We start from the raw sequence: 23,123 nt of genomic DNA, 5'->3' as shown, positions 1-23,123 counted from the left end.
TAGCGGGAGTGGCGGCTGTGACGGGATCCTGACTCATGTAGGTAGCTTTCGATTGTTCACAGATTCACTTGTTGCGATTTGGCGCTCTTTTCTCAACCTGTGCTTGATGTTTTTATCAGGATTCATTGAAATATAATCATTTAATTCAACCAGGGGAAGAGCGGTCCGTAAAAAACAGAAAAAATTCTTTTGGTGATATTTCATACGAAAATCGTCTTCTACTCGTAATATTTATAGATTTCGACGTCAAGAAGTCCGAGGTTGCCGAGGATGGTCATCAGTGTCGTATAGCTGTATTTGAGCGAGGGGTTTCCGTCGACATGCACGTGCGTCACATCTGATGGTGAGGTATTGCCCACCCAGACGGTGCCTAAAATGGACGGTGTGCCCGTACCTCCAAGCTCGATCTTGACGTCTCCCGACATGCTGAGAATGATGCCCTTCCAGCTGACTTTTCCCTTCATGATCAGCTGGCCGTCCACGACCAGAATGCCTGCACCGCTGATGACTCCCGTCCATTCCAGATCGCCAGGTACGTACACTATCTCCGGAGCTTTCGGTGTTCCGAACACGGAATTATCCGCATACTTCCCTGCCGGCAGCTTAACGGTGGCGCGATCGCGATAAAAGTCATGCAGCGTCGCAAGGTTTGATGTGCCTATTGTACCAAGTGATGGAGAACCACCTGCACCCGTGATATTGGGATGCACGTTGGGATCTATCATGGCCTTCAAATCCTCGACCGTTTCGCTGGACTGGACGCCAATACCACTCACCGGGGGACTGGGTCCGAGTGTCACTCCATCCTCGAGATAATCCCGTCCATCGATATCCCATGCCGTGCCGTTGTTTGAAAACTCAACAGAGTCTCCGAAGATCGTCAGGGCGCTTTCCACGTTGGGGAAAATGGAACTGAGTTTTGCTTCGACATCCGCGCGATGGGTGAATCCGTTCACCGTACCGGCTGCCATGATGCGGACCGTATCGGGACCCAGATCAACGACGCGCACGGAGACCTCTCCCCCAGCTACGGGGAAATTGGCGAAACCGGCGCGCCAGCTCTTCTGCTTCCGCAGTTTGGAAACGGCCATGTTGACGCCACTGCGGCTGACATTCAGAGCCTGTTCCCTTTCGAAAAGTTCGGCGGTCGTTTCATTTGAGAAATTCCACCCTCCCATGATACCAAGAACGGATATCGACAGCAGCAGAGATGAGAGCGCGACAATGATAAGCGATTGCTGTCCCATGGCTCCTCCTTAGAGATTCTTGGGAGTGACGGTAAATTCGTTTACGGTGTACTGATACTTCCCATCCTCCTGCATCTTGCTGCGCAGACGCAGCGTGACAGCTATAGCATTGATTGCTGCGAGAGAAGTGGTTTCCGTCAGCTGACCGTACTTATTGCTTTCGTAGTACTTGAACGTCATTCCCTGCAGTCCGACATCATACCCGGGCACCTTCCGGCTGTTGACGACACGGTAAAGCAGATACTTGGGCGGTGTGAGCACCTTGGTCTCCTCAATGATATTCCCTTCATCATTGACGTAGTACGTCGTGCCGCTTTCCTCTGATGTCGTCACACTCGTGGTCGTCGTTGTTGTGGTGGTGGAAGTCGAAGTACTTGTCGTGGATGCCTTGTCCTCCACGAACGCATAGGCGACGGTGTCGATACTTCCGTTATTGTCGAGGTCGGCGCGGAACACGAGCAGAGTAGGTTCTGCGCGCAGAATGGCCGCGGAGTCGCAACCGTAGCCGACCTTGCGAAGATCGTGACGAAGCGTCTCGGTAATGTCCGTCATCTCCGTCTGCGCGGTGATTTTGTTGGTCGATTCAATCTGGGACTCCTGCCTTTCACCCATGAAAACGGTAAAATTCAGGATTATCATCCCGGCGATGATCACGGATCCGATAATATCGAGATGGGTGCTCATGATGCGCTCACTAGTAGGTTGCGAGATAGGACATGGTTACGGTGTCTTCGGAGAATGCATTTGATATCACAAGGGTCACGAGTTTGAACCAGGTCCGCGAATAACTCGTCTGGGCGGGATTCCACTCCTGCACGTACCGGACATCACAGCGAACCGTAAAGCCTTCCGTGCCCCAGAGGCATTTCGGGATTGCCGAGGTCGGGGTCTCCCCGGGATTGGGACTGCGGAACACCGACCCGTGGAAGTCATCGAGATCATTCATGTTTGGATAGATATCACCGCCTCCGGGACCGCAGGAAGTCAGATCCTCCAGGCGGATAATTTTCTTGCTGTTGCATGCTGCGTCGAACGGGTATTTCTGTATCTCTTCGATCATGGTGCGTCCGATAGCCACGGACTGCTGGGAATACGTGTTGGTATTCAGCACATCCTCGTTCTGAAAATTCAACCCGCGGAAGTTGAGCATCACCATCCCCAGGAGCATGAACGCTCCGATTGTCAGGGCCATCTGTCCGGTATTCATTCTGTTCCTCTTTGCTGGGGCATTGGATTGGTGAAAACATGATTGACACGTCAATGCGGCTCAATGCAGAATTCTGCAGAGTACCGTCTTCAAAATACCCGCTGCATCCGGGCGCTGCCTGAACTCCGCATTACAATACTATTACAGATTTGTAATGTTCTGCGGACGCGAAACGACGCGTAATTAATCCGACATCGTTGCGGAGATCACTTCCGCGACGCTGGTCACGCCTTCCTTGACGCGCTCGCGCGCAGAGGCACGCAGCGTCAGCATTCCTTCGCTGATCGCGATTCTGCGAACAGCATCCTCGTCGATTTCTTCACCGGATTCGAAAATCGTCTTCCGGATCGCTTTGGAGAAATACAGTGCTTCATGAATGGCGGCGCGGCCTTTGTAGCCTTTCACGCAGGCACTGCAGCCGACCGGTTCATAGAACGTCACGGTCTCGATTTCCTCCTCGGTGAAGCCGACATTCTGCAGTTCTGCATGATTGAGCTCGGTGGCAGGACGCTTGCACTTGTTGCACAGACGGCGCATCAGGCGCTGGGCGACGACGAGATTAATGGCGTATGCGATCAGAAACGGCTCGATGCCCATCTTGAACAGACGCGTGACGGCACTGGGAGCATCGTTCGTATGCAGCGTGGAAAACGTGAGGTGACCGGTGTTCGCCAGCTTGATGGCGATGTCGGCTGTCAGTTTATCGCGCATCTCACCGACCATGACGATGTCAGGGTCGTGACGGAGGATTGCGCGGATGGCTTGCTCGAAATCAACTTTGTGGCTGATTTTGATCTGCCTGGCACCGTCAATCACGTATTCAACAGGGTCCTCGACAGTAAGGACATTTACCTGCGGTGTGATCACCGAATACAGCGCTGCCACCAGGGTTGTACTTTTACCGCTTCCGGTGGGACCGGTAAGAATCACCATGCCCTGGGGTTTGGAAATGGAATCCTGAAACCATTCGTACGCTTTCTTCTGGAAACCGATTTTCGCGATATCCTTGATCACCTTGCGGCTGTCAAGGACGCGAATGACTATACTTTCAAATTTCTGCTGGTACTCCGAGCCGGCAATCGGCAGGACGGAGACACGAAATCGAATAACCGTATTGTCGATGGTACGCTGAATGAAACCATCCTGCGCGGCATCACGCTCGAAGCGATCAATGTTCATGCTTCGATCCTTGACAACAGCCAGTACGGCTTCGGGACGCGTCCCTTCAACCTTGTTCCACACCGCAAGTTTACCATCGACGCGGAAATGAAACTCCGTCACTGTTCTCGTTGTCGGAAAGATGTGGATATCGCTGACGCCCATGCGCACCGCCTCAACCAGACAGCCCTCGAAGAGGTTGACCAGCATCGACTTGTTGATTTCCTGATCGAGCTCAGCTTCATCAATGTCGTTGGTCGACTCCATGTCGGATTCCTGAAGCTCAGCCTCCATCTCCTTGATGGATTCGAGAAAAACATTGTCTCCGCGGAGAATATTGTCGATATGCGGCTGCAGTTGCTTCTGCTCCGCATAATACACCTCGTACTTGAGCGCGCGGAAAAAGTTGGCGATGCGCGGGATGTCGCGGTGGATCGGAATCGACGAAATCAGAACCAGTTTGTCCGGCGTCCTGCTATCGAACTGCAGCGGCAGTGTGCGCGACTTGAAGAGGATACCCTTCTGTTCCTGTGTGAGCTGCTCGATCATCTGTTTGATCAGATTGATGCGGCGCTCTGTCATCGCCTCGTCGATCTTCAGCGTCTTGAACGCATAAATACGCGCCACCTCGGAAAACACCGTGTGGTGGTCGAGCTTGTAATCGTCTACAAGGATTTCAGCCAGGCTCCGGTGACGGCGCCCTGCTTCCTTCTCCTTGGTTGTCAGTGCCTTGGAGACGGTTTCGCGGTCAACAATACCCTTGTGAAGAAGGGCTACGCCGACCTTATCGATCTTTCTTTCGAGTAAAGAAGCTGCGGCATCCATACATAGCCTTTCTTAGGAAATTTCTGACCGAACCGGTGGCCAGGAGCATGGCGGGAAGAAGATCCCCCATGCCCGGCGCACTTTTCGGCTTGATAACTGCGGTTTCGGAAGAGACGATAGTGATGGCCGTCATGACGATCATGATAATCATGGCAACCCACAGCTGCATGAAATCCACGACGGACTTCAGTTTGTACGTCGTCTCACGTTCGTAGTAGTTGGCGAGCTGAAGAGCGGTTTCGCGCACCATGCCGGTTTCCGCACCCGCATGAAATCGCGAAAGCGCTGTTTTGGTAAATACCTCGCATGCCTCAAAGGACTCATGCAGACCTTTACCGTGCTTGAGCATCATGGGGATTGTTATGGTCTTGATCTGGTATTCGAAATACGAATTCCCGGTCGCTTCTGCCGCTGTTTTTATAACATCAATATTTTCACCTGACCCGCTGTACAGCGAATAAAACACGCGGCAAAAAACCTCGATTGCGGTTTTGTGAATGAGTCCCCCCATTACTGGAACGCGGAAAGAGGTTTTGTCGACCCACCTTCTGCTTTTCTCGTTGGTGAACATCATGAACACACCGACGCCCATTCCAATAAAGGCAATAACGAACCAGATGATATTCGCTACAAGCCAGTCGGAAAATTCGAGTGTTGCTTCCGTCATCGGCGGCAGTTCAATGCCATATTTCAGGAACATGCGTGCGGTTTCAGGAAAGATGTAGGCGACGTAGAAGATCGTGGCAAGAATCAGAAGCACAAGTGTAATCATCGGCATGAGCATGGCACTCTTCATGCTCTTCTTGAATTCGAGCCGACGTTCAAGGAATTTGGCCGTCGAATCATACATCTCGGCCATGGCACCGCTCTTGGATGCGAGTCCGAGCATCTTTGCGGTGAATTTCCCGAGAATGCCCTCGTACTTCATGAAGACGCGTTCACTTTCAGCACCCTTGCGAAGATCAGTGTTGATATCCTTCAGCGTCTCTCGCAGCACCTTGTTGTCGATGTCGTTGGCGAGCAGATTCAGTACTTCATTGAATGGGAGCTTTTCACGCAGGAGATCGGCGCTCAGTCGTACAAAGGTGATGACGTCGGCCACCGGTGGCTTCCCGACGCTCAGGTTCATTTTTTTCCGCACGAAGACGATTTTGTAGCCCATTTGCGTGAGCGCATTTTCAACTTCGCTCTTCGAGTAGGCTTTCTGCTCGCCTTCGACAGTTTTCTCACCTTTTGTGGCCTTGTACACAAAGGCCACCCGCTTCTCGAGCTTGTCGAGCTTGAACGAGCGACCTTTCGAGAGGTCCTGAATTTTCTTCTTGGCTTCGGCAGCGTTACTGGCCGAGATGGTGCCCTGTATCATCTTCCCCGATGGTACCACACCCTGAAATCGAAAATCCGCCATGATATCTTTCCTTTCTATTCCTACTTCCTGCCATAACTGCTCCAGCGAGAGCGGAGAACTCCTTATGGCTAGGAGGAAAGATACTTCGGCAGACTTAACAGAAGCTTAATTGCGGATTACAAAGGAGAAAGAATCACTTCCCCGCCCCTCGGTGCAGACACACATGCTGGATACCCTACCAGCCGGCATACAGTATTTCTATGCGCTCCTCACCTTCCATGACCGTCATATCCAGCGTCAGCGTTACCGTCTGTGTGTTGTTGGAAATGGAAACAGCCTGGATGGTGAGGCTCATTCCGTCCGCTTTCTGGATGGTGAAGGTGCCGTTCAGATTCTGACCGCTCCCGGTGCCGAAATCCTCCATGCCGCAATCAGATATCTGCAGTCCTGTAAATGAATTGTTTCCCCCACCAAGCATCCGGGGCTTCTTGTAGTAACCCTGCGCAACGGAGGCAAGATGCAGGCAGTCCTGCGTGAGCGCATCCTTGTTTGCCTGCTCCGCATTGCTGCCAAAAATGAAGATTGCGATGGAAACGGCGATACCGACGACGATGACTCCCAGTACAACAAGTAATAACTGCTGCGTCCCCATGATACGGTCCTCCAGAATGTGGTTGAGACCCGTACCCTACTTACTCTTATCACCGATACGCAAAATACTCATACAACCTTTCAGCGATATGAATACCGCATTACATTTGCATGAAAAAAAACCGTCCCGCTAGGCGCGGGACGGTTGAACAAAAACTGTTGTTCTGCGTTTCAGAATCGCGACTCTTACCAGCCTGCGTATGCGATGCTGACACGCTCGTCGTCAGTGGTACCGGTCATGTCAAGCGTCAACGTGACCGTTTGAGTATTGTCCGTTTGAGATGTTCCCGTAACAACAAGACCCGTTGCCGTTGCACCACTCAGAACGTACGTACCATTGACATTTTCGCCAGTCATGATGTCGCCATTGTTGGACATACCGCAATCTTCGATTTCAATACCGACGAAGCTATTGTTACCACCACCGAGCATGGTCGGCTTGCGATAGAAACCCTGGGCGGCAGCTGCGAGGCGCAGACAGTCCTGCGTGATCGCATCTTTGTTGGCCTGCTCGGCGTTCGTACCGAAGATGTTGATACCGACGACCACTGCGATACCGACGATGATGACACCAAGGACGATGAGAAGAAGCTGTTGCGTACCCATAAAAACTCCTGTAAGAAAGTGAAGAGAGTGAAAGAGAATTAAACTGCTAAACCGTTCTGGTTTTTTCTCTCGAATTTCTGATACGCAATCTAGCGTGCCATTCTTACAAACGGCTTAATCCATCATTACAAGAGTGAAAGGATGAAAACGGGAGGGCCGGAGTCATTAATACCGATATAACGGTATTAATGTTTTATACCCCGCTATTCCTGATTGGGAGGGTGATGCAGAAGGTGCTTCCCTTGCCTGGCTGCGAATCGACGGTGATCGAACCCCCGTGATTCTTGACGATCCACTTGACCAGGTAAAGCCCGAGCCCTGTCCCCTTGGCGTCGGAGGCTGAGCCGTCATTGACACGATAGAAGCGTTCGAACAGTCTGGGAATGGCTTCTTCCGGAATGCCTATTCCTGTATCGGAAACGCACACCGCGACCATGTCGCCACGGGGACGCATGCTGAGTGTGACCGTTCCGTTTTTTCGATTGTACTTGACGGCATTATCAATCAGGTTCAGGAGCACGCGGCGGATACGCAGCGGTTCGGCCTCGATAAAGACTTCGAAACTGGATTCGAGCGTAAACGTGATGCCTGCCTGTTCAGCAAACATCTCTGCTTCATCCGCAATCTCTTCAACCAGCTCCCCGAGATCGACGGGCTGCAATTCAATGGGCCGTTCCCCGATTTCCGTCTTTGCGATAAGCAGAAGATCATCCAGGATACGCGAAAGGCGCATGATCTCTTCGAGAAGACTGCCGAGGAGTTCCTGGTATTCTTCCTTGGTCTTGGTCTTGCGCAGGGCGAGTTCCACTTCCCCACGCATGATCGTCAGCGGTGTGCGCAATTCATGAGAGGCATTGGCCGAGAAATTCTGAATCTGCTCGTACGCCGCCTGCATGTTCTCAATGGTGCTGTGCACGCTGTGAATTTTGGTCTGAAAATCCGCATCGCCATCAACGGGCAAGGGTGGCTTCAGACCGCCGTCGCCTTTATTGGATTTCGGATGCAGTTCCTGGCTGATTATCCAGCCGATGGTAAATGCGAAGAACAGTCCTGCAGGAATAAAGAGAATCCCGAGGCCCGTGAGATTAAAGGATGGAAATTGCTGGGTAAAGACGGTGACGACAATCAGAAAAATAAAGACGAACGCCCCGAAGATTGTCGAGCCGTAAAGAAGTACCGCTTTTTGCCGGGGACCCGGCATCATTCCTCTTCGTCCTTGAGAATGTATCCCACACCACGGATGGTGTGTATGAGCCGCACTTCATACTCGTCATCAACTTTTTTCCGCAGTCGTGTCATATAGACATCGAGCACATTCGTACCTGTGTCGAATGTAATTTCCCAGATGTGCTCGATGATTGCCGAACGGGTAAGGACGGTGTTTTTGTTGCGCAGCAGGTATTCAAGAAGCTTGAATTCCTTGACGGTGAGATCAATGACCTTCCCATCGCGCTTGACGACGTGCTGAATCTGATCGAGTTCAAGCGTGTCTGCGGTAAGTACGTTCGTCGGTTTGTCCATCTGCGCACGCCGCAGCAGTGACCGCACGCGTGCGATACACTCCGCGAGGGCAAACGGTTTCGTCAGATAGTCATCTGCACCGATATTGAGAACTTCCACCTTGCTTTCGAGCTGTCCCTTCGCCGTCAGCACGAGCACCGGGGTCGTTTTCTCCTTGCGCAGCTCGCGGAGGACCTCAACGCCGGTTTTTTTCGGAAGCATGAGGTCGAGAATGATGACGTCGTAGCTCTCGGTGAGGGCCATGAAAAGCCCCTTGTCCCCATCCTCCGCGGTATCCACGGAGAACAGTTCTTCCTCGAATCCCTTCTGCAGGAACTGGGAAACCTTGATTTCGTCTTCGACAATAAGTAGTCGCATAACCGCCGAAAAATTGTTGGATAAACCGCGGATAGTTTACTGCAACGAAAGACAACTTGCAAATACGTTCACGGGGACCGGAGACGGTGCGGTCAGGAAGTTACGGCAAGGGTGACAGGCAGTGTGAATGAGAAGGTGGATCCATTCCCGATTTCACTCTCCACCCAGATGCGTCCCTGATGCTTTTCAATGATATCCCTTGCGATGGCCAGTCCGAGTCCGGTACTTCGTTCGCTCCCTGTGGGTTTCACGCTTGTCGTACTGAACGGCTTGAACAGGCGGCTCTGCTCCTTGTCGGGGATGCCGGGACCATGATCCCGTACGGAGAAGATGAGCTCATTTTCGTCATACTGGAAATACACCTCTATAACGGCGCCTTTGAACGAGAATTTGATGGCATTGTCGAGCAGATTGGACATCACCTGCTCTATTCTTCCTCGATCGACCAGCACTTTCGGAGCGGATTCTGGTGGGCGGAAGGAAATATCCACACCCTTCTTTCCCGCAGCGAATTCCTGCCGTTTGATGGAGGCTTCCACGAGTTCACGGAAATCCGCCTCCTCCACGTTCATTTCCATCTTCCCGGTTTCGATCTTGTGTACGTCAAGTAAATCGTTGATCATCTGCACCATGTAGGTGCTGCTTGACTGGATAGCCCCAAGAATGGTGCGTTGCTCGGCACTGAGCTCATCTTTCTCATCCTTGAGAAGAAAATCGCTGTAGCCCTCGATCAGGTAGAGTGGATTGCGCAGATCATGGGCTGCCATACCCAGCAGCATGTTTTTCTGCTCATTGAGCTGTTTGAGCTGGTCGTTGTTTTTCTCCACCTCTTCCTGTACGGCCCGAAGTTTCTTGTTCGTGGTCTCGAGTTCACGGTTTTTCTCAACCGCGTTCTCGTAGGTGGACAGCAGAAGGTCGATGATCTGAATGCGCTCCGAAGTCAGGTAATGCTTCTTGTTCGCAAAATAGATCTCGATTCCCATGCCCGTACGCATGCGTGTACGCACATCCATATTGATGAGGATGTACTTGATGCGCGAAAGCAGTGCTTCTTCACTGTACGGCTTGTTGAGGAAGTTATCAGCGCCGCTTTCCAGTCCACGTATAATATCCTGCGGGTCCGACAGCGTCGTGAGCAGGATGACAGGGATTTCCTTCAGATCATCGTCATTTTTGATGGCGCTGCAGAACTCATAGCCATCCATCTCGGGCATGAGGACGTCAGAAATGACGAGCGTAGGACGCTGCTGATGAATAGCTTCGAGTCCTTCGCGCCCGTTGACAGCCAGACGAACGGAATAGTCCTGTTTTTCAAGGACATATTTCAGTTTCAGTGCCTGAGTGGGACTGTCTTCTACAACGAGTATTTCAATTCCGCTTGTCATCTATGTATGATCCTTCAACTGCGAAATACATGCTCAGACCGGCTTCGATACCTGTCCTCGCAGCGCCAGGGCATGCAGCGCGGTTGGAATTTCCTGCAGAGGCAGGATAAATCGGGCTGCTGAAAGTTTGATCGCCTCACCGGGTATGCCATGAATGAGCGATGTTTCCTTGTCTTGAGCAATAGTGCATGCACCGACATCAAGTAACCGTCGCATTTCAGCCGCCCCGTCATTCCCCATCCCAGACAGCAGTACCGCGGCGCAATCTGCGCCGAACGTATCATGTACGCTGGAAAAGAGCCGAGCGATGGAGGGCTTGAATCCGTTGACGGATTCCTCATCGGACAACAGAATACGATGATCTGGCCCCACAGTCAAGTGTTTGTCGTCAGACGCCAGGTACACCGTTCCGGCCCGCAGCGACATTCCTTCTTCAGCGATTACGAATTTCATCGGACATTGATCGGCAAGCCAACGCGCGAGTCCGCCCACATATCCCCTGGCAAGATGCTGTACGACGAGTACAGGAACGGGAAAATCCTCAGGCAGCTGCTGGAAAATGCTCTGAAGGGCCTTGGTGCCCCCTGCAGATGCGCCTATGGCGACGAGCTTGATGTTGTACTGCGGAGAATCCTCCTCCGCCTCCGGATGGAAAATGCGTTGAAGCGCCTCGAAGCGGCTGCTGTCCCACCTGCGTATCACCTTGATCTCCGACATGAGACGCAGATTTCGCGCGAGTTCTGCCGACATCGAAGCGAAAGCGCCGTTATCCCTGTCCGTCGGAATCTCAAGGACGCCGAGTGCTCCTGTGTCTGTTGCATCCACAGCGGATCGAATCGCCGGAGCGCGGTTTGAACGCGCCAGGATCACAATGGGCTGCGGGTCGGTATTCATGATCAGGCGTGTAAGATCCGTCATTTCGTCCGGATTCAGTTCTCCGTCAACGGCAATGATATCCACTTTCACGCGATGCAGCTGACGCATGACCTCTTCACCGAAAAGGACCACCTTCACCACCTCGATTTCCGATTGCTGTCCGAGTACACGCGAGGCGAGTTCGGCAAGCACGGCATCCTTCGCTATGACGAAGACGCGCGTCATCCGATCAACCGCGTGATAACTTCAAGGAGGTTGCTCTGATCGAAGCTGCTCTTGATAATGTACGCGTTGGCTCCGACATCGAAGCCCCGCTCCCGGTCCTCATTCGTTTCGAGTCCCGTAACCAGTATCACTGGCAGATCGTGCAGCTTTTCGTCCGCTCTCACGGATTCCGTGAGCTCAAAGCCATTCATGCGAGGCATCTCGACATCGGAGACGACAATATCAAAGGGGTCCTCTCGCAGCGAAGTCAACGCGTCGATGCCGTCCACGGCTGTTGTGACATTGTATCCGCTCGAGAGCAGGATGTCATGCAGAAGCACGCGGGAGGTGATGGAATCATCCACCACGAGAACGTTTTTGCTTTCCTTTTCCACCGTCTCGGTGCGGTCATGCCGCTCGGCATGTCCCCCACCTCGGGCGGCGGAAAAGAGGTCAGGAATGTGAAGCACGGGGACGAGTTCCCCTGTACTGAGCAGGGAGGCACCGGCGATCGTGTGGACACGAGATATGGGAGCCGGCAGGGATTTGACAACAACGTCCTGTTCCCAGAGTACTTCATCGACCTCGACCGCAAGGAAGGAACCGCCCAGCATCAGCATGAGCAGTGTGCACTGCGTGTTCTCTTCGCGTTTGACTGCGGAGGGCATGCGGAGCACCTCGTCCAACCGCTGCAACGTCACGGTCTGGTCATTGTATTCGATCACGGATTTGCCGTCGAGTCGTGAAATGTCTTCCCGGTGCATGACCATGCCGCGATCAACATGCTGCAGCGGAACGATATACATCCTCCCTGAACTCCTCACGAGCACACCACGGGCATTCGAGAGAGAGACCGGAAGTGACATTGTGAATCTCGTCCACTTCCCCTTTTCCGTTTCAACACGCAGCTCTCCGCCCAGCGTAGCGATATTCTCCCGAACGACATTGAGTCCTACGCCCCGGCCGGAAAGGTCAGTGATAATCGGGCTGGTCGACAGTCCGGCATGAAAAATCAAATCCAGCGTATCCATCTCGCTGAGCGATTCCGCCTCGCGCTTCGTGATGATTTTCTCCTGAACGGCCTTTGCCCTGATTTTCTCGATATCTATCCCCGCGCCATCGTCCTCGACAACGATCTCCACCTTATTGTCCTGCGCAAGACGAATATGCAGCGTGATTCGTCCATCCGCCTGTTTCCCCGCGCGCACGCGGGATTCGACAGACTCTATCCCATGGTCCAGGCTGTTGCGGAGGATATGCACCAGCGGATCCTTGAGCATTTCCAGAATGCGTTTATCGATACGAATATCTTCACCGTGGACATCGAAATGCACATTTTTTTCGAGATCGCGGGCGATTTTCCTCACCATGGGGACAAGGCTATCGCTGAGCAATGCGAATGGCAGAAGAAGCAGATGTTTGGCCTGATCCATCATGGCCTCGGCTAGTGTGTCCATGATATACATGGTGCCCCTGCCGTCTTCTATGGATTTTCCGATGGAATCTTCGATGCCCTCAATCTGCCGTGCGGTCCATTTCAGGAAATGCTGCAGCTTTTCGTAATCTCCATGTTCCGCAGGCTGCACCGTACCGCCAGTCGGAGAAGTATCGAGTCTTTCAATAGACTGCTGACGGTACTTTTGAAATTCGCGTATCCATTCCCTGCATTGATCCATGACCCGACGCATGTCCGAGGCATTGCGTCCGATCATGTACTTGATGGAGCTGAGCTCCTCGGTCTGGCGGTACAGCGCTTCAAGCTCCGTCAGCGAGACGCGTACCGTCTCACGCACAACCTCGCGTCCGTTTTTCCCCTGCTGCTTCGCAGGGCTCTGCTGCTTCGCAGGGCTCTGCTGCTTCGCAGGGCTCTGCTGCCGGGTAGTGTCAGGCGCATGCTGACCTCCGTTCCCGTTTTGCGCAGTCCCATTACCAGCATGCATTGCCGTGGCAGATGTCGGGGCCTGCAGGGCGCCATTGCTTTTACCCGGTTGCGGCTGCTCCCGGTTCAGGAATGGCTGAGCATTCGACGAGCCGTTCCCGTTCGCCGTGTTGTGTCGCAGGCTTTCCGGTAGTGCGGGGTTTCCCGGCAGTGCGGGGTTTTCCGGTAATCCGGACTGCCCCGCCGCAGGTGCATGTGCGACGGAGCTGTTGTCCGGCTCCTCGTCGGATTCGATCCGGGAAGATTCTTCTGTCAATTCCTGTGCCGGCATGATTTCAGACTGTCCATCATCCGTGGCACCACCGTACGCGGAGGCCTGCATGGGCGAAATGGAAATTCCACCCTGATCTTTCTTCAGTGCATCACTTTCCGTCTTCATCGCTTCCGTCAGCGAGGCCAGAGGCTCGCTGTTCGGTGAGTATTCCTCCACTGACGCCAGTAATTCCTCCAGCAGCTCCATTGCATCCTCGAGCATGCTGAAATGTTCCGGCCTTCGCAGGGAGGCATCCTTTTTCCAGATCGCGAGCAGACTTTCCATTGCCTGGCACAGCAGTTCGATGTCGCCGCGATTAATGGCCCGCGCGGCACCTTTCAGGCTGTGCGCCTCTCTGAAAATGAGCTCGATGATACTGACGGGATCGTCAGCATCCTGCTCGAGTTCCGCAAGTCCTTTTCGTATCGTCCGGAAATGCTCATCCGACTCTACGGAGAAGGCCTCACGCAGTTTTTCCAGGAATTCCGCTTCGTTCATCACAATTCAGCTCCGCACTCTCAGAGTTTGTAGCGCTCGACGAAGCGCTGCAGTCTTGTGCCCAGTTCCTTGAGATTCTGTGCTGTGAGTTCCACCTGATGAATCGATTCGACATTCTGTTCGCTGGCCGATTTGATATGCGTGATGGCCGTGGTGACCTGGTCGAGACCGACGACCTGTTCTTTGGCGGATGCTGCGATCTGCAGCATGCTCTCCGCGGTCTCATTGATCCCGCTCATCACGGTCTGTATCGCCTTCCCTGACACGGTGCTCAGCTGTGCGCCGTCTTCCGCGAGCTTCGTCCCCCGTTCCGCGACCATCACGGCGGACGCGGTAGCCTTCTGCGTGTCGACAAGAATGGAACGCACCTTACCGGTGGCCTGCTTCGACTGTTCAGCGTGGTTGCGAATTTCTTTTGCCACGACGGTGAAGCCCTTTCCGTATTCTCCGGCTTTCGCCGCCTCGATCGCGGCATTCACCGCGAGAATGTTTGACTGTTCGGCCAGATCATTGACTGATGTCACAATGTCGCCGATCGCCTGTCCCTGTTCACTGAGTTTAATGATACTTTCCGCGATGCTGCGCATCTGCTCACGAATGTTTTCCATCGAAGAAATACTCTGTTCGATGGAATCGACGCCATCACGCGAGACACGCAGCGTCTGCTGGGTGTTGTCGGAGATGATTTTGGCTTTCTGATCCGAGAGCTGGGAGGCCTGTTTTACCTCCACGAGCGTTGCCGCGGTCTCATTCACCGCAGATGCTGTCTCCCGCGCACCGGCAGCAATCTGCACCATGGTGGACGACAGTTCCGCGGTTGCGGAAGCGAGCACGTTAATTCCTTCTATCATTTCGCGCGTCTGTGTACGAAGCCTTTCGACCATCGTAGACAGCGCTTTCCCGAGTACATCCTGTTCCGAGAGTGGTGTGATTTGTACAGTCAGGTCTCCATCGGCGATGCGTGCCGCGACCTGCGCTTCGTGCTCGGAGTTCAAGCGAAGTTTTTCGAGTGTTCTCAGGAGTTCCCCGACTTCATCCTGCCTGTCGATGGTGATCGACACCGACGTATCACCCTGCCCGAGCTTGTCGGCGATCATGGTGGCATGCCGCAGCGGTTGGGAAATCTGCCGTGAGATGAACGTCGCAAAAAATATCACCAGCGCGATGCCAATGCTGAAAATAAGTATGCGTCCAACCATCGCTGTATCCTCGATCGAGGTCAGCTGATCCCGCGACGCTTCAAACAGATTTTTCAATTCGTAGGAAAATATATCGACGCTGCCATGGAATTCGGCGCCATTCTTGTCGATCTCGGCTTTGAACTCACGGAATCTGAGCGTGTCGCCATGTTCGAGACTTTCGAGTGCATTGGCGCTGAGCTGTGCGTATTCCTCATGCAGTTTCGAAATATTCCGGAATTGCTGATACGCGTTTTCCAGCGGTTTGATCAGTTTATTTCCTGCAAGATTTGCGCGGGTTCGCTCGAACTGCGCCTGGTTCCGCAGCAGATTCGACTCGACCTCCTGCAGTTGCCGCACGAACAGATCACGTGCCTGGGTGAAATCGCCGCTGCCCGTGACCGTCGAGGCATCCTCGACGATACTTTCGAACAGCAATCTCTCCCGCATCAGCTCGCTGACGAGTTCGCTTCCCTGCTGATTGAGCGGCACCTGTGTCGTAAAAATGGATTCGTACTCGACAAGAGATCGGGACGACTGCAGATTCTCCACGCCGATGAGTGCCAGGAGAAATGCAATGACGATACCGAATCCGATAAAGAGTTTATATCGCGTTTTTAGATTGACAAACCATTTCATGCGTGCACCTGTTCGTGCTGTTCGGAATGTTGTTCACTGTCCGCTGTTTCCGTGCTGCCGCTGAGGCGGCGGATTTCCTCCATCACCTTGTCGCAGCGCAGAAGCAGGACATGGTCACTGCTGACGCCGCGAAGAAAGCGATGTGTCGTCTGATGCAATTCCTGCGGCAGATCCCGCAGACGGTCCATATCAAAGCTGCGCATCCCATGCACGACATCGACCAGTAATCCCACCTGCAGCTCTTCGTGACGGAGGATGATCAAACGGTGCATGGTGGTCAGGTCGGAAGCAGGGATATTGAGAATGCGTTTCAGATCCACGACGGCGAAAAGCAGTCCGCGATTGCTCGATATGCCGAGTATGGGACGAGCCGTGTGCGGAAGCGCGACGAGGTTCTGCATCGGGATGATTTCTTCGATGCACGCGCATGGCACGGCGTATGCATCACTGCCGAGGGAGAACTGCAGGACGTCCTCGCGCGCGTCCGTTTCCTCCTCAAGTTCCTCGGTCCTGACTGCGTACTGCCCTGCGCGCGTCCTGAATACCGACTGGACGTTCTCCTGGGCGGGACCCTGCGGACGCTCCAGATTCGTGCGAATGCCAGCAAGCAGCGTGCGAATCTCGTCCCAGCTCGGCGAGCCATTCGCCGGTGTTCCTGTTGTATCGAACTTCACTGTTCACCTGACATGGTTCTGATAATATCTTTCATCCTGCGCACGGTAAGTGCCCCCGGCTCGATCACAGCATCCTGGTCATCCATGGTATCAAGCAGCTCGAGCGCATTGCGGAAATGACGCCGTGCCTTCGACGTTTCACCCATGTGGCTGTACAGACTGCCAAGGTAAAAGTGCGCGGGCACACAGCCGTGGTCGAGATACAGCGCCCGATGAAACTCGTCCATCGCGCTCTTGGTCTCACCAATTTCCCTGAGGATGGTTCCGTAAATGATATGCGCATGTGGATCCATCTTTGCCTGCTCTACTGCCATCCACGCCGTGGAGCGGGCTTCATCAAGCGCCCCCTGATCGGCAAGCTTCTGCGCCAGCTGTACCAGGGCGTTCTTTTCTGCGTTTGCCGCCAGCACGTGCGGCGCAGAGTCAGCGTCTGTCTGCTTTTCCTTTGCAGGACTATTGGTTTGCGAATCGACAAGCACATCCGTCACATCCCGGGTGGCGTGTGTTGTGCTGACGTTCTTCAGCGGATCGTGTGCTTTACCTGCCGAAGCATCGGTAGTTTCCTCCGTGGAGGCTTCGTGTATCGATGTCGGCTGCTCTGCGTTGCTCCTGCCCTGCTCGCTGTTTTTCGCGCGCTTCTGTTTTGCGCCGAACGGCAGTATCGAAGCGAACGAGCTGCGCCACTGCGAGACTGCGGGCTGATCCTGGGGAGAAGAGGATGACTGCTGCGTCGCCGATTCCTGCTTCATGGGAATGATATTCTGAATGTTCGGCTGCTTGCGGAACATGGTGGCTTCACCGAAGCGTACGCCCTCAAATCCGGCATTGTTGATCAGCGTCGTTTCGGTGAGACTGGGAATGAGCCAGCCCGACTCCCTGACGGATCTGCGAAAGCCCTGCACGATTTCAGCAATTTTCGCGCGGGTAAAGTACATCAGGACGTTCCGGCAGAAGATGATGTCATATCCCTTGGGGTAGTCCATCTGTGCTTCCGCGAGATTGCAGTAGGTAAATTCCGTATGCTGACGGATGCGGGATGATACCTCGTATCTTCCCTCCTCGTCACAGGAGAAGTACTTCTCGAGGATGCCGTCAGGTAGATCCCGGAATGACCACTCACGATACTGTCCCACCGCGGCTTTTGACAGCGCATTCGGATTGATGTCCGTTCCATGCACGAGATAATCCCAGCCTTCCCTCTCTTCGAGGAAGCTGTCGAGCAGAATGGCGAGCGAGTATACTTCCTCTCCTGTACTGCAGCCGGCGCTCCAGATGCGCAGTGTCGTATCGCCGTGCTTTTCCTTTCGCTCTATGATTTCAGGCAGCAGCTGCGATTTCAGAATGGAAAAGACGACGATTTCACGGAAGAAATACGATTCACCTATGGTCAGATGTTTCCCGAGGATGCGAACCTGTTCTGGACGCACCTCTTCGTGTGCAAGCCAGTTGATACAGCGCGCGACGTCTTTGAAGCCCAGCTCCCGCGCTGCGGGACGCAGCAGCCGCAGCAGATCACTCCACTGATGCTGCTGGTATCGGAGTCCGAGCATGGCTTCAATGCGCTTGAGAGCGGACTCGAGCGGTGCCGCGTTGCTCAGGACCATATCCAATGCCTCAGCGCTCATGGACATATCCTCCCTCCGTGATTGATTCGAAGGCAGCCGGTGCTGCGTCCTGCGGCGGCATACCACTGAAACAGGCATCGACATCCAGTACGAAGACCATTTCTCCGCCATGCATGATCACCGTCCGGAAACTGCAATCACTCACAGCAAGCACATGATCACCCTGTTCGAGTTCTGTATCGAAATGCACCAGGTCTCCGATTTCTTCAATGAGAAGCGCGACCTGATGCTTTTCCGTGTGCGTAATGATGAAGTTGTGCTGCAACTGCAATTCGCTGCTTTCTCCACTCACGAGCCGTCGGCAGTCGAGTACCGGCAACACACCGCCACGAAAATTGATGAGTCCGACAATATTCCCTGTCAGTCCGGGTGTACTGCGGATTTCGAAGGCGGGAACCACCTCCTCTATCTGATCGACGGGGATGGCCATCGTGCGATCCACGGATGAGAAAAGGAGATATGTGCGATGCGGTGCTGTCATTGATGCGCGGGTGGAGTGTCTGGAAGTGGCGTTGGTATGGATTTCCGCCATGAGTACGAAGAAAAGATACGCTCCCTATCTTTCGAGGGTCTGAATGGGGGATTAATAATAATTAATGGTTTGAGACGTCGATTTGCCTCACACGACGGGATAAAAAAAGAACCCCGCCGGAGTGGGGTTCTTTAAACACTTGCACTGCAAGAAGTTACGGAAATCAGGCCAGGCCCAGTCGTTCGAAAATGAGATCGACGTGCTTAAGCCCGCGCTGATAGTCGAAGCAATCCTCAATTTCAGCGTCTGAGAGAACGGACGTTATCTCCTCATCCGCCTTCACAAGTTCCATGAGATGCACATCTTCCTTCCATACCCGCATGGCGTGCCCCTGCACGATACGATAGGCATCTTCACGCAGCATGCCCTTCTTTGTCAGTGCGAGCAGGAGCTGCTGGGAGAAAATGAGTCCACGCGTACCATTGAGATTCCGCAGCATATGTTCGGGGTAAACGAAGAAATTCTCAATGATGCCTTTCATCTTGGAGAGCATGTAATCGAGTGCAATGCTGGCGTCCGGCAGGATGACGCGTTCGACGGACGAATGCGTGATATCGCGTTCATGCCAGAGCGCCTGGTTTTCGAAACCGCTGAGCGCGTAGCCACGGAGGAGGCGTGACATGCCGGCGACCCGTTCACAGGTGATTGGATTGCGCTTGTGCGGCATTGCGCTGCTTCCCTTCTGCCCTTTCGCAAAATACTCTTCAGCTTCAAGAACCTCGGTTTTCTGCAGATGCCGGATTTCGGTGGCGAACTTCTCAAGCGACCCGCCGATAATGGCGAGTGTAGAGAGGAATTCGGCATGCCTGTCACGCTGCAGCACCTGGGTGCTGATCGGAGAGGGTTTCAAGCCCATATGCTCGCATACGTATTTCTCCACGAAGGGATCGATGTTTGCATAGGTGCCAACCGCGCCTGAGATTTTTCCATAGGAAATGCGCTCGATGGCACGGTCAAGGCGTTCGAGGTTGCGTTTCATTTCCTCATGCCAGAGGGCCATTTTGAGTCCGAACGTCATCGGTTCAGCATGAATTCCGTGCGTGCGCCCGATCATCGGCGTGTACTTGTGCTCCTTCGCCCTGGTCGCGATCACAGGCAGCAGTGCTTCAACTCCTTCCCGCAGCAGCAGACCCGCCCGCCGCGTCATTGCGGCAAGTGCCGTATCCCCGACATCGGAAGATGTCATGCCGAGATGAATGAAGCGGGAATTCTCACCGACGTTTTCCGCGACATTCGTCAGAAAGGCGATAACATCGTGGTTGAGTGTGCGCTCAAGTTCATTGATACGATCGACGGAAAAATCCGCACGTTCCCGTATCACGGGGATAGCATCCTTCGGGACGATGCCGAGTTCCGCCTGTGCCTCGCAGGCGAGCACTTCGATTTCCAGCCAGGTCTGGAATTTTGCTTCGTCAGTCCACAGCGTCCCCATTTCAGGACGCGTATAGCGTTGAATCATGTGTTTCCTCGGTGATTTATTCCAGTTTGAGATCCAGCGATTTGACTTCGTTGTTCCGGATAATCTTGAGATGAATGGTTTCTCCGCGCAGGGAATACCGGATCATAGACTGCAACACGTTGATGTTGAACACGGTCTCCCCGTTCGCTTTCAGGATGATGTCGGCGACTTCAAGCCCGGAACGATACGCGACTCCGTCACGCGAGGTGATCTGGGTAACGATCACACCCTCGACCTTGTCGAGATTGTATGCCTGGGCGATGGCGTCGTTGACCATCTGCACACGGAATCCCGGATCAAAGTTTCTGTCGACATTACCGTCGTCACGAAGCAACTCAATGACCTTTCTTGCCCGGTTGACCGGCACGGCGAATCCCAGCCCGATATTCCCTTCATTCGGCGAAAAAATCACGGTATTGATCCCGATGACCTGTCCATCACTGTTGACGAGGGGTCCCCCGCTATTCCCGTGATTAATCGCAGCATCGGTCTGCAGCATATCCCTGTACACACGCTTATCCCTTTCTTCGAGGTACACATGTGTGGCACTGATCACACCAACAGTCACCGTCGGCTTGGCACTGGCGAAAAACAGTCCGAACGGATTTCCGAAAGCTATGCTCCACTCACCGACGATGACGTCGTCGGAATTTCCGAGTTCGAGATACGGCAAATCGTGATCGGCCTCGATTTTGATCAGCGCGATATCAGTCACGTGATCGGTGCCGATCAGCTTCGCCTTGTGACGGCTTCCGTCGGTCATCGTTACGGTAATGTCGGCGTTCTGTCCCCCGGCGACATGGTCGTTGGTGACAATGTAACCGTCGGATGAAATGATGAAACCGCTTCCGGCACTGGAGGTTGTGTAGGTCTGATCTCCGTAGAACAGGCGGAAAAACGGATCCATGCGCCTCTGTTCCACGGTAACATTGATACCGACGACAGCGGGACTCACCCGTTCAATTGCGCGGGTGATGGCGTTTCTGCGGGAGTTGGAGATTTCATCTCCGCCCTGTGCGGCGGGAGACTGCTGCGCGACAAGTGCGGGAGCCGCATCCTGCACTTCGGTGTTGCAGGCTGTCAGACTGCCTGTGCAGAACAGCGCGATAAACATACCGAGGAGGATTGAATACTGATAGCGTTTCATGAATGGTATCTCTTCTGTTACGCAGATTGATCGTTTTTTATAGGACGCAGCATTTGCCGCAGCGGTTCAATATGGCGGACAAATACCAGGAAACTCATCAGGAAGGCAAGCAGGGTCACTTCACCGGCCTTTGCATCAGCGAAGAGTGTTGCCGCGTTCACGGTGGACTCACCGAGAAGGACGGCGAAGGGAAGGAGTACGGTGGCTGCGATGTTCCCGAAATGGACATTCCGAGTTTTCAGAAAGCCCGCACCCCAGAAAAGCCCCCAGATCGCAGGCAGCAGCGGATTGATGAGCAGGGACGCTCCCGCAGCGGTCGCGAGTCCGCGTCCTCCCTTCCAGCCGATCCAGGGCGAATAGTTGTGTCCCGCAACCGCACCGAGCAGCGCCAGCGTCGCGTAAAGCATGACGTGATCACCGGGCAGTCCCGCTCGAAAGGCGAGATGTACGACGGCGACGGGAAATGCACCTTTCAGCAGGTCTATGAGAAGCACCATCACACCGGTGCTCCGAGAGCGGGAGACCTCGTATGCGTTCAGCGTCCCGACATTGCCGCTTCCCTCTTTCCGCAGGTCCTTCCCGTGCTGCCGGTGTACGAGAATGTACGCCGTGGGGAAAGACCCGACGAGGAAAGCTCCGAGAATAATGCCGCTTCCATACAGAATCGTTTCCATTCTTAAAATATACGGTTTTATGGAATGAGAATCTCCCTGCGAAGCTGTACGGGACGCGTCACATTGCGGGCCGTATCGCTGTAGGGTATTGCAGCAGTGACACTTACAGAAATCTTTTTCATTGACAATAGGACATGTTTTTTGTAACTTTATGATCCTCAACAAGTTACTGGATATCACAGGATATGAGTACAGCAGGAAAATGGATTATCGGCATCGCAGTCACCTTCGCGGGGATAGGATTCCTCGTGCTGGCGATGTCCGTGTTCATGCTTGCAACTGCCGTCACAACGTCCACCTCCGATAGTTACGAACAGAGCTACGGCGGCAGCAGTGCGGGGCGCGTCGGTTTGATTGAGTTATCGGAACCCATTACGGATGCCGAAGATGTCATCCGTCAGCTGCGCAAGTACCGCCGGCGCAGTTCTGTCAAGGCTATCGTCCTGCGCCTCGATTCCCCTGGTGGTGGCGTCGTTCCGAGTCACGAGATTTACCGGGAAGTACTGCGCACACGGCAGCTCGGTACTCCTGTCGTCGTTTCCATGGGTTCCGTGGCGGCGAGCGGTGCGTATTATATTGCGTGCGGGGCGTCGTACGTCGTATCAAACCCGGGTACACTGACGGGCAGCATCGGAGTGATCTCGCAGTTCGCCGATTTCAGCGAACTGATGGAAAACGTCGGAATACACAGCACAACGATCAAATCAGGAAAATTCAAGGATACCGGGAGTCCCACCCGTCCGATGCAGGAGCAGGAAAAACTGCAGCTGCAGAACACGATCGACAACGTGTACGAACAATTCGTCAGTGTGGTCGTGAAAGGACGGCATCTCCCCCGCGACAGCGTTCTTGCGCTGGCTGATGGCCGTGTGTTCACCGGTCAGCAGGCGCTGGGGTTTGGACTCGTCGATACGCTCGGAACACTGCACACCGCTGTTATTGTGGCAGGAAACCTCGGGAAAATGCAGGGAGAGCCGCGTGTCGTGCGCGAAGAGGAAGTACCGAATGCTCTCGACTATCTCCTCGGCGCCAAGGCGCGCAAAGAGCTTGAAGGACTACAAACACGGCTGCAGCAGGGCAGCCCGCTTCAATACAGATTGCTTTATTAACAGTTCCGGAAGGT

General features: G+C 53.8%; 20 protein-coding genes. 1 reads left to right on the top strand and 19 read right to left on the bottom strand.

What is annotated here, in order from left to right; translation table 11 throughout:
* Positions 1-218: 218 nt before the first annotated feature.
* The 19 genes from KQI65_05500 to KQI65_05410 all read right to left on the bottom strand — a co-directional run bounded on the left by KQI65_05500 (position 219) and on the right by KQI65_05410 (position 22,000).
* Positions 219-1,247, bottom strand: a complete 1,029-nt coding sequence (locus tag KQI65_05500) for a hypothetical protein (protein MCB2204185.1) — start codon at positions 1,245-1,247, stop codon at positions 219-221.
* Between the two features lie 9 nt (positions 1,248-1,256).
* Positions 1,257-1,931, bottom strand: coding sequence for a hypothetical protein (locus KQI65_05495; protein MCB2204184.1), 675 nt, complete (start codon positions 1,929-1,931; stop codon positions 1,257-1,259).
* A gap of 10 nt (positions 1,932-1,941) precedes the next feature.
* Positions 1,942-2,454 (bottom strand): hypothetical protein, encoded by a 513-nt coding sequence (locus KQI65_05490; GenBank protein ID MCB2204183.1) that lies wholly within the window; start codon positions 2,452-2,454, stop codon positions 1,942-1,944.
* A gap of 183 nt (positions 2,455-2,637) precedes the next feature.
* Positions 2,638-4,437, bottom strand: a complete 1,800-nt coding sequence (gene tadA, locus KQI65_05485; protein ID MCB2204182.1) for a Flp pilus assembly complex ATPase component TadA — start codon at positions 4,435-4,437, stop codon at positions 2,638-2,640.
* Positions 4,397-5,842 carry a type II secretion system F family protein gene (locus tag KQI65_05480; protein ID MCB2204181.1) on the bottom strand — a complete coding sequence of 482 codons (1,446 nt, stop codon included), beginning with the start codon at positions 5,840-5,842 and terminating at the stop codon, positions 4,397-4,399. Before KQI65_05480 ends, tadA begins: the two co-directional genes overlap by 41 nt.
* Positions 5,843-6,017: 175 nt before the next feature.
* Entirely contained in the window at positions 6,018-6,434 is a 417-nt protein-coding gene (locus KQI65_05475) for a hypothetical protein (protein ID MCB2204180.1), read from the bottom strand.
* A gap of 185 nt (positions 6,435-6,619) precedes the next feature.
* Positions 6,620-7,039, bottom strand: coding sequence for a hypothetical protein (locus KQI65_05470; protein MCB2204179.1), 420 nt, complete (start codon positions 7,037-7,039; stop codon positions 6,620-6,622).
* Positions 7,040-7,232: 193 nt separating this feature from the next.
* Positions 7,233-8,243 carry a HAMP domain-containing histidine kinase gene (locus KQI65_05465; GenBank protein MCB2204178.1) on the bottom strand — a complete coding sequence of 337 codons (1,011 nt, stop codon included), beginning with the start codon at positions 8,241-8,243 and terminating at the stop codon, positions 7,233-7,235.
* On the bottom strand, positions 8,240-8,917 hold the full coding sequence (locus tag KQI65_05460; protein MCB2204177.1) for a response regulator transcription factor: 678 nt from the start codon (positions 8,915-8,917) through the stop codon (positions 8,240-8,242). The genes KQI65_05465 and KQI65_05460 overlap by 4 nt, the downstream gene beginning before the upstream one ends.
* A 92-nt stretch (positions 8,918-9,009) precedes the next feature.
* Positions 9,010-10,302: a response regulator gene (locus KQI65_05455; GenBank protein MCB2204176.1), complete on the bottom strand. Its 1,293-nt coding sequence runs from the start codon at positions 10,300-10,302 to the stop codon at positions 9,010-9,012.
* Positions 10,303-10,335: 33 nt separating this feature from the next.
* Positions 10,336-11,403 carry a chemotaxis response regulator protein-glutamate methylesterase gene (locus KQI65_05450; GenBank protein MCB2204175.1) on the bottom strand — a complete coding sequence of 356 codons (1,068 nt, stop codon included), beginning with the start codon at positions 11,401-11,403 and terminating at the stop codon, positions 10,336-10,338.
* Complete coding sequence (locus tag KQI65_05445) at positions 11,400-14,072, bottom strand: response regulator (GenBank protein ID MCB2204174.1); 2,673 nt, start codon at positions 14,070-14,072, stop codon at positions 11,400-11,402. Before KQI65_05445 ends, KQI65_05450 begins: the two co-directional genes overlap by 4 nt.
* 20 nt (positions 14,073-14,092) lie before the next feature.
* Positions 14,093-15,889: a HAMP domain-containing protein gene (locus KQI65_05440; GenBank protein ID MCB2204173.1), complete on the bottom strand. Its 1,797-nt coding sequence runs from the start codon at positions 15,887-15,889 to the stop codon at positions 14,093-14,095.
* On the bottom strand, positions 15,886-16,563 hold the full coding sequence (locus tag KQI65_05435; GenBank protein ID MCB2204172.1) for a chemotaxis protein CheW: 678 nt from the start codon (positions 16,561-16,563) through the stop codon (positions 15,886-15,888). Before KQI65_05435 ends, KQI65_05440 begins: the two co-directional genes overlap by 4 nt.
* Complete coding sequence (locus KQI65_05430; protein MCB2204171.1) at positions 16,560-18,194, bottom strand: hypothetical protein; 1,635 nt, start codon at positions 18,192-18,194, stop codon at positions 16,560-16,562. Before KQI65_05430 ends, KQI65_05435 begins: the two co-directional genes overlap by 4 nt.
* On the bottom strand, positions 18,178-18,669 hold the full coding sequence (locus KQI65_05425; protein ID MCB2204170.1) for a chemotaxis protein CheW: 492 nt from the start codon (positions 18,667-18,669) through the stop codon (positions 18,178-18,180). Before KQI65_05425 ends, KQI65_05430 begins: the two co-directional genes overlap by 17 nt.
* A 214-nt stretch (positions 18,670-18,883) precedes the next feature.
* Positions 18,884-20,179 (bottom strand): adenylosuccinate lyase, encoded by a 1,296-nt coding sequence (locus KQI65_05420; protein ID MCB2204169.1) that lies wholly within the window; start codon positions 20,177-20,179, stop codon positions 18,884-18,886.
* 16 nt (positions 20,180-20,195) lie between these two features.
* Positions 20,196-21,326 carry a trypsin-like peptidase domain-containing protein gene (locus tag KQI65_05415; GenBank protein ID MCB2204168.1) on the bottom strand — a complete coding sequence of 377 codons (1,131 nt, stop codon included), beginning with the start codon at positions 21,324-21,326 and terminating at the stop codon, positions 20,196-20,198.
* 17 nt (positions 21,327-21,343) lie between these two features.
* The gene (locus tag KQI65_05410) at positions 21,344-22,000 is read right to left on the bottom strand and encodes a glycerol-3-phosphate acyltransferase (protein MCB2204167.1); all 657 of its coding nucleotides are present in this window, start codon (positions 21,998-22,000) and stop codon (positions 21,344-21,346) included.
* Positions 22,001-22,185: 185 nt separating this feature from the next.
* Here KQI65_05410 and sppA point away from each other — a divergent pair, with 185 nt between their 5' ends.
* Entirely contained in the window at positions 22,186-23,109 is a 924-nt protein-coding gene (sppA, locus tag KQI65_05405; GenBank protein MCB2204166.1) for a signal peptide peptidase SppA, read from the top strand.
* Positions 23,110-23,123 lie beyond the last annotated feature (14 nt).

It is taken from the genome of bacterium (assembly GCA_020444325.1).
Lineage (GTDB): Bacteria > Bacteroidota > Ignavibacteria > SZUA-365 > SZUA-365 > BM516.
The sequence above is the reverse complement of the archived record's forward strand: the minus strand, read 5'-3'. Positions and strand labels throughout refer to the sequence as shown.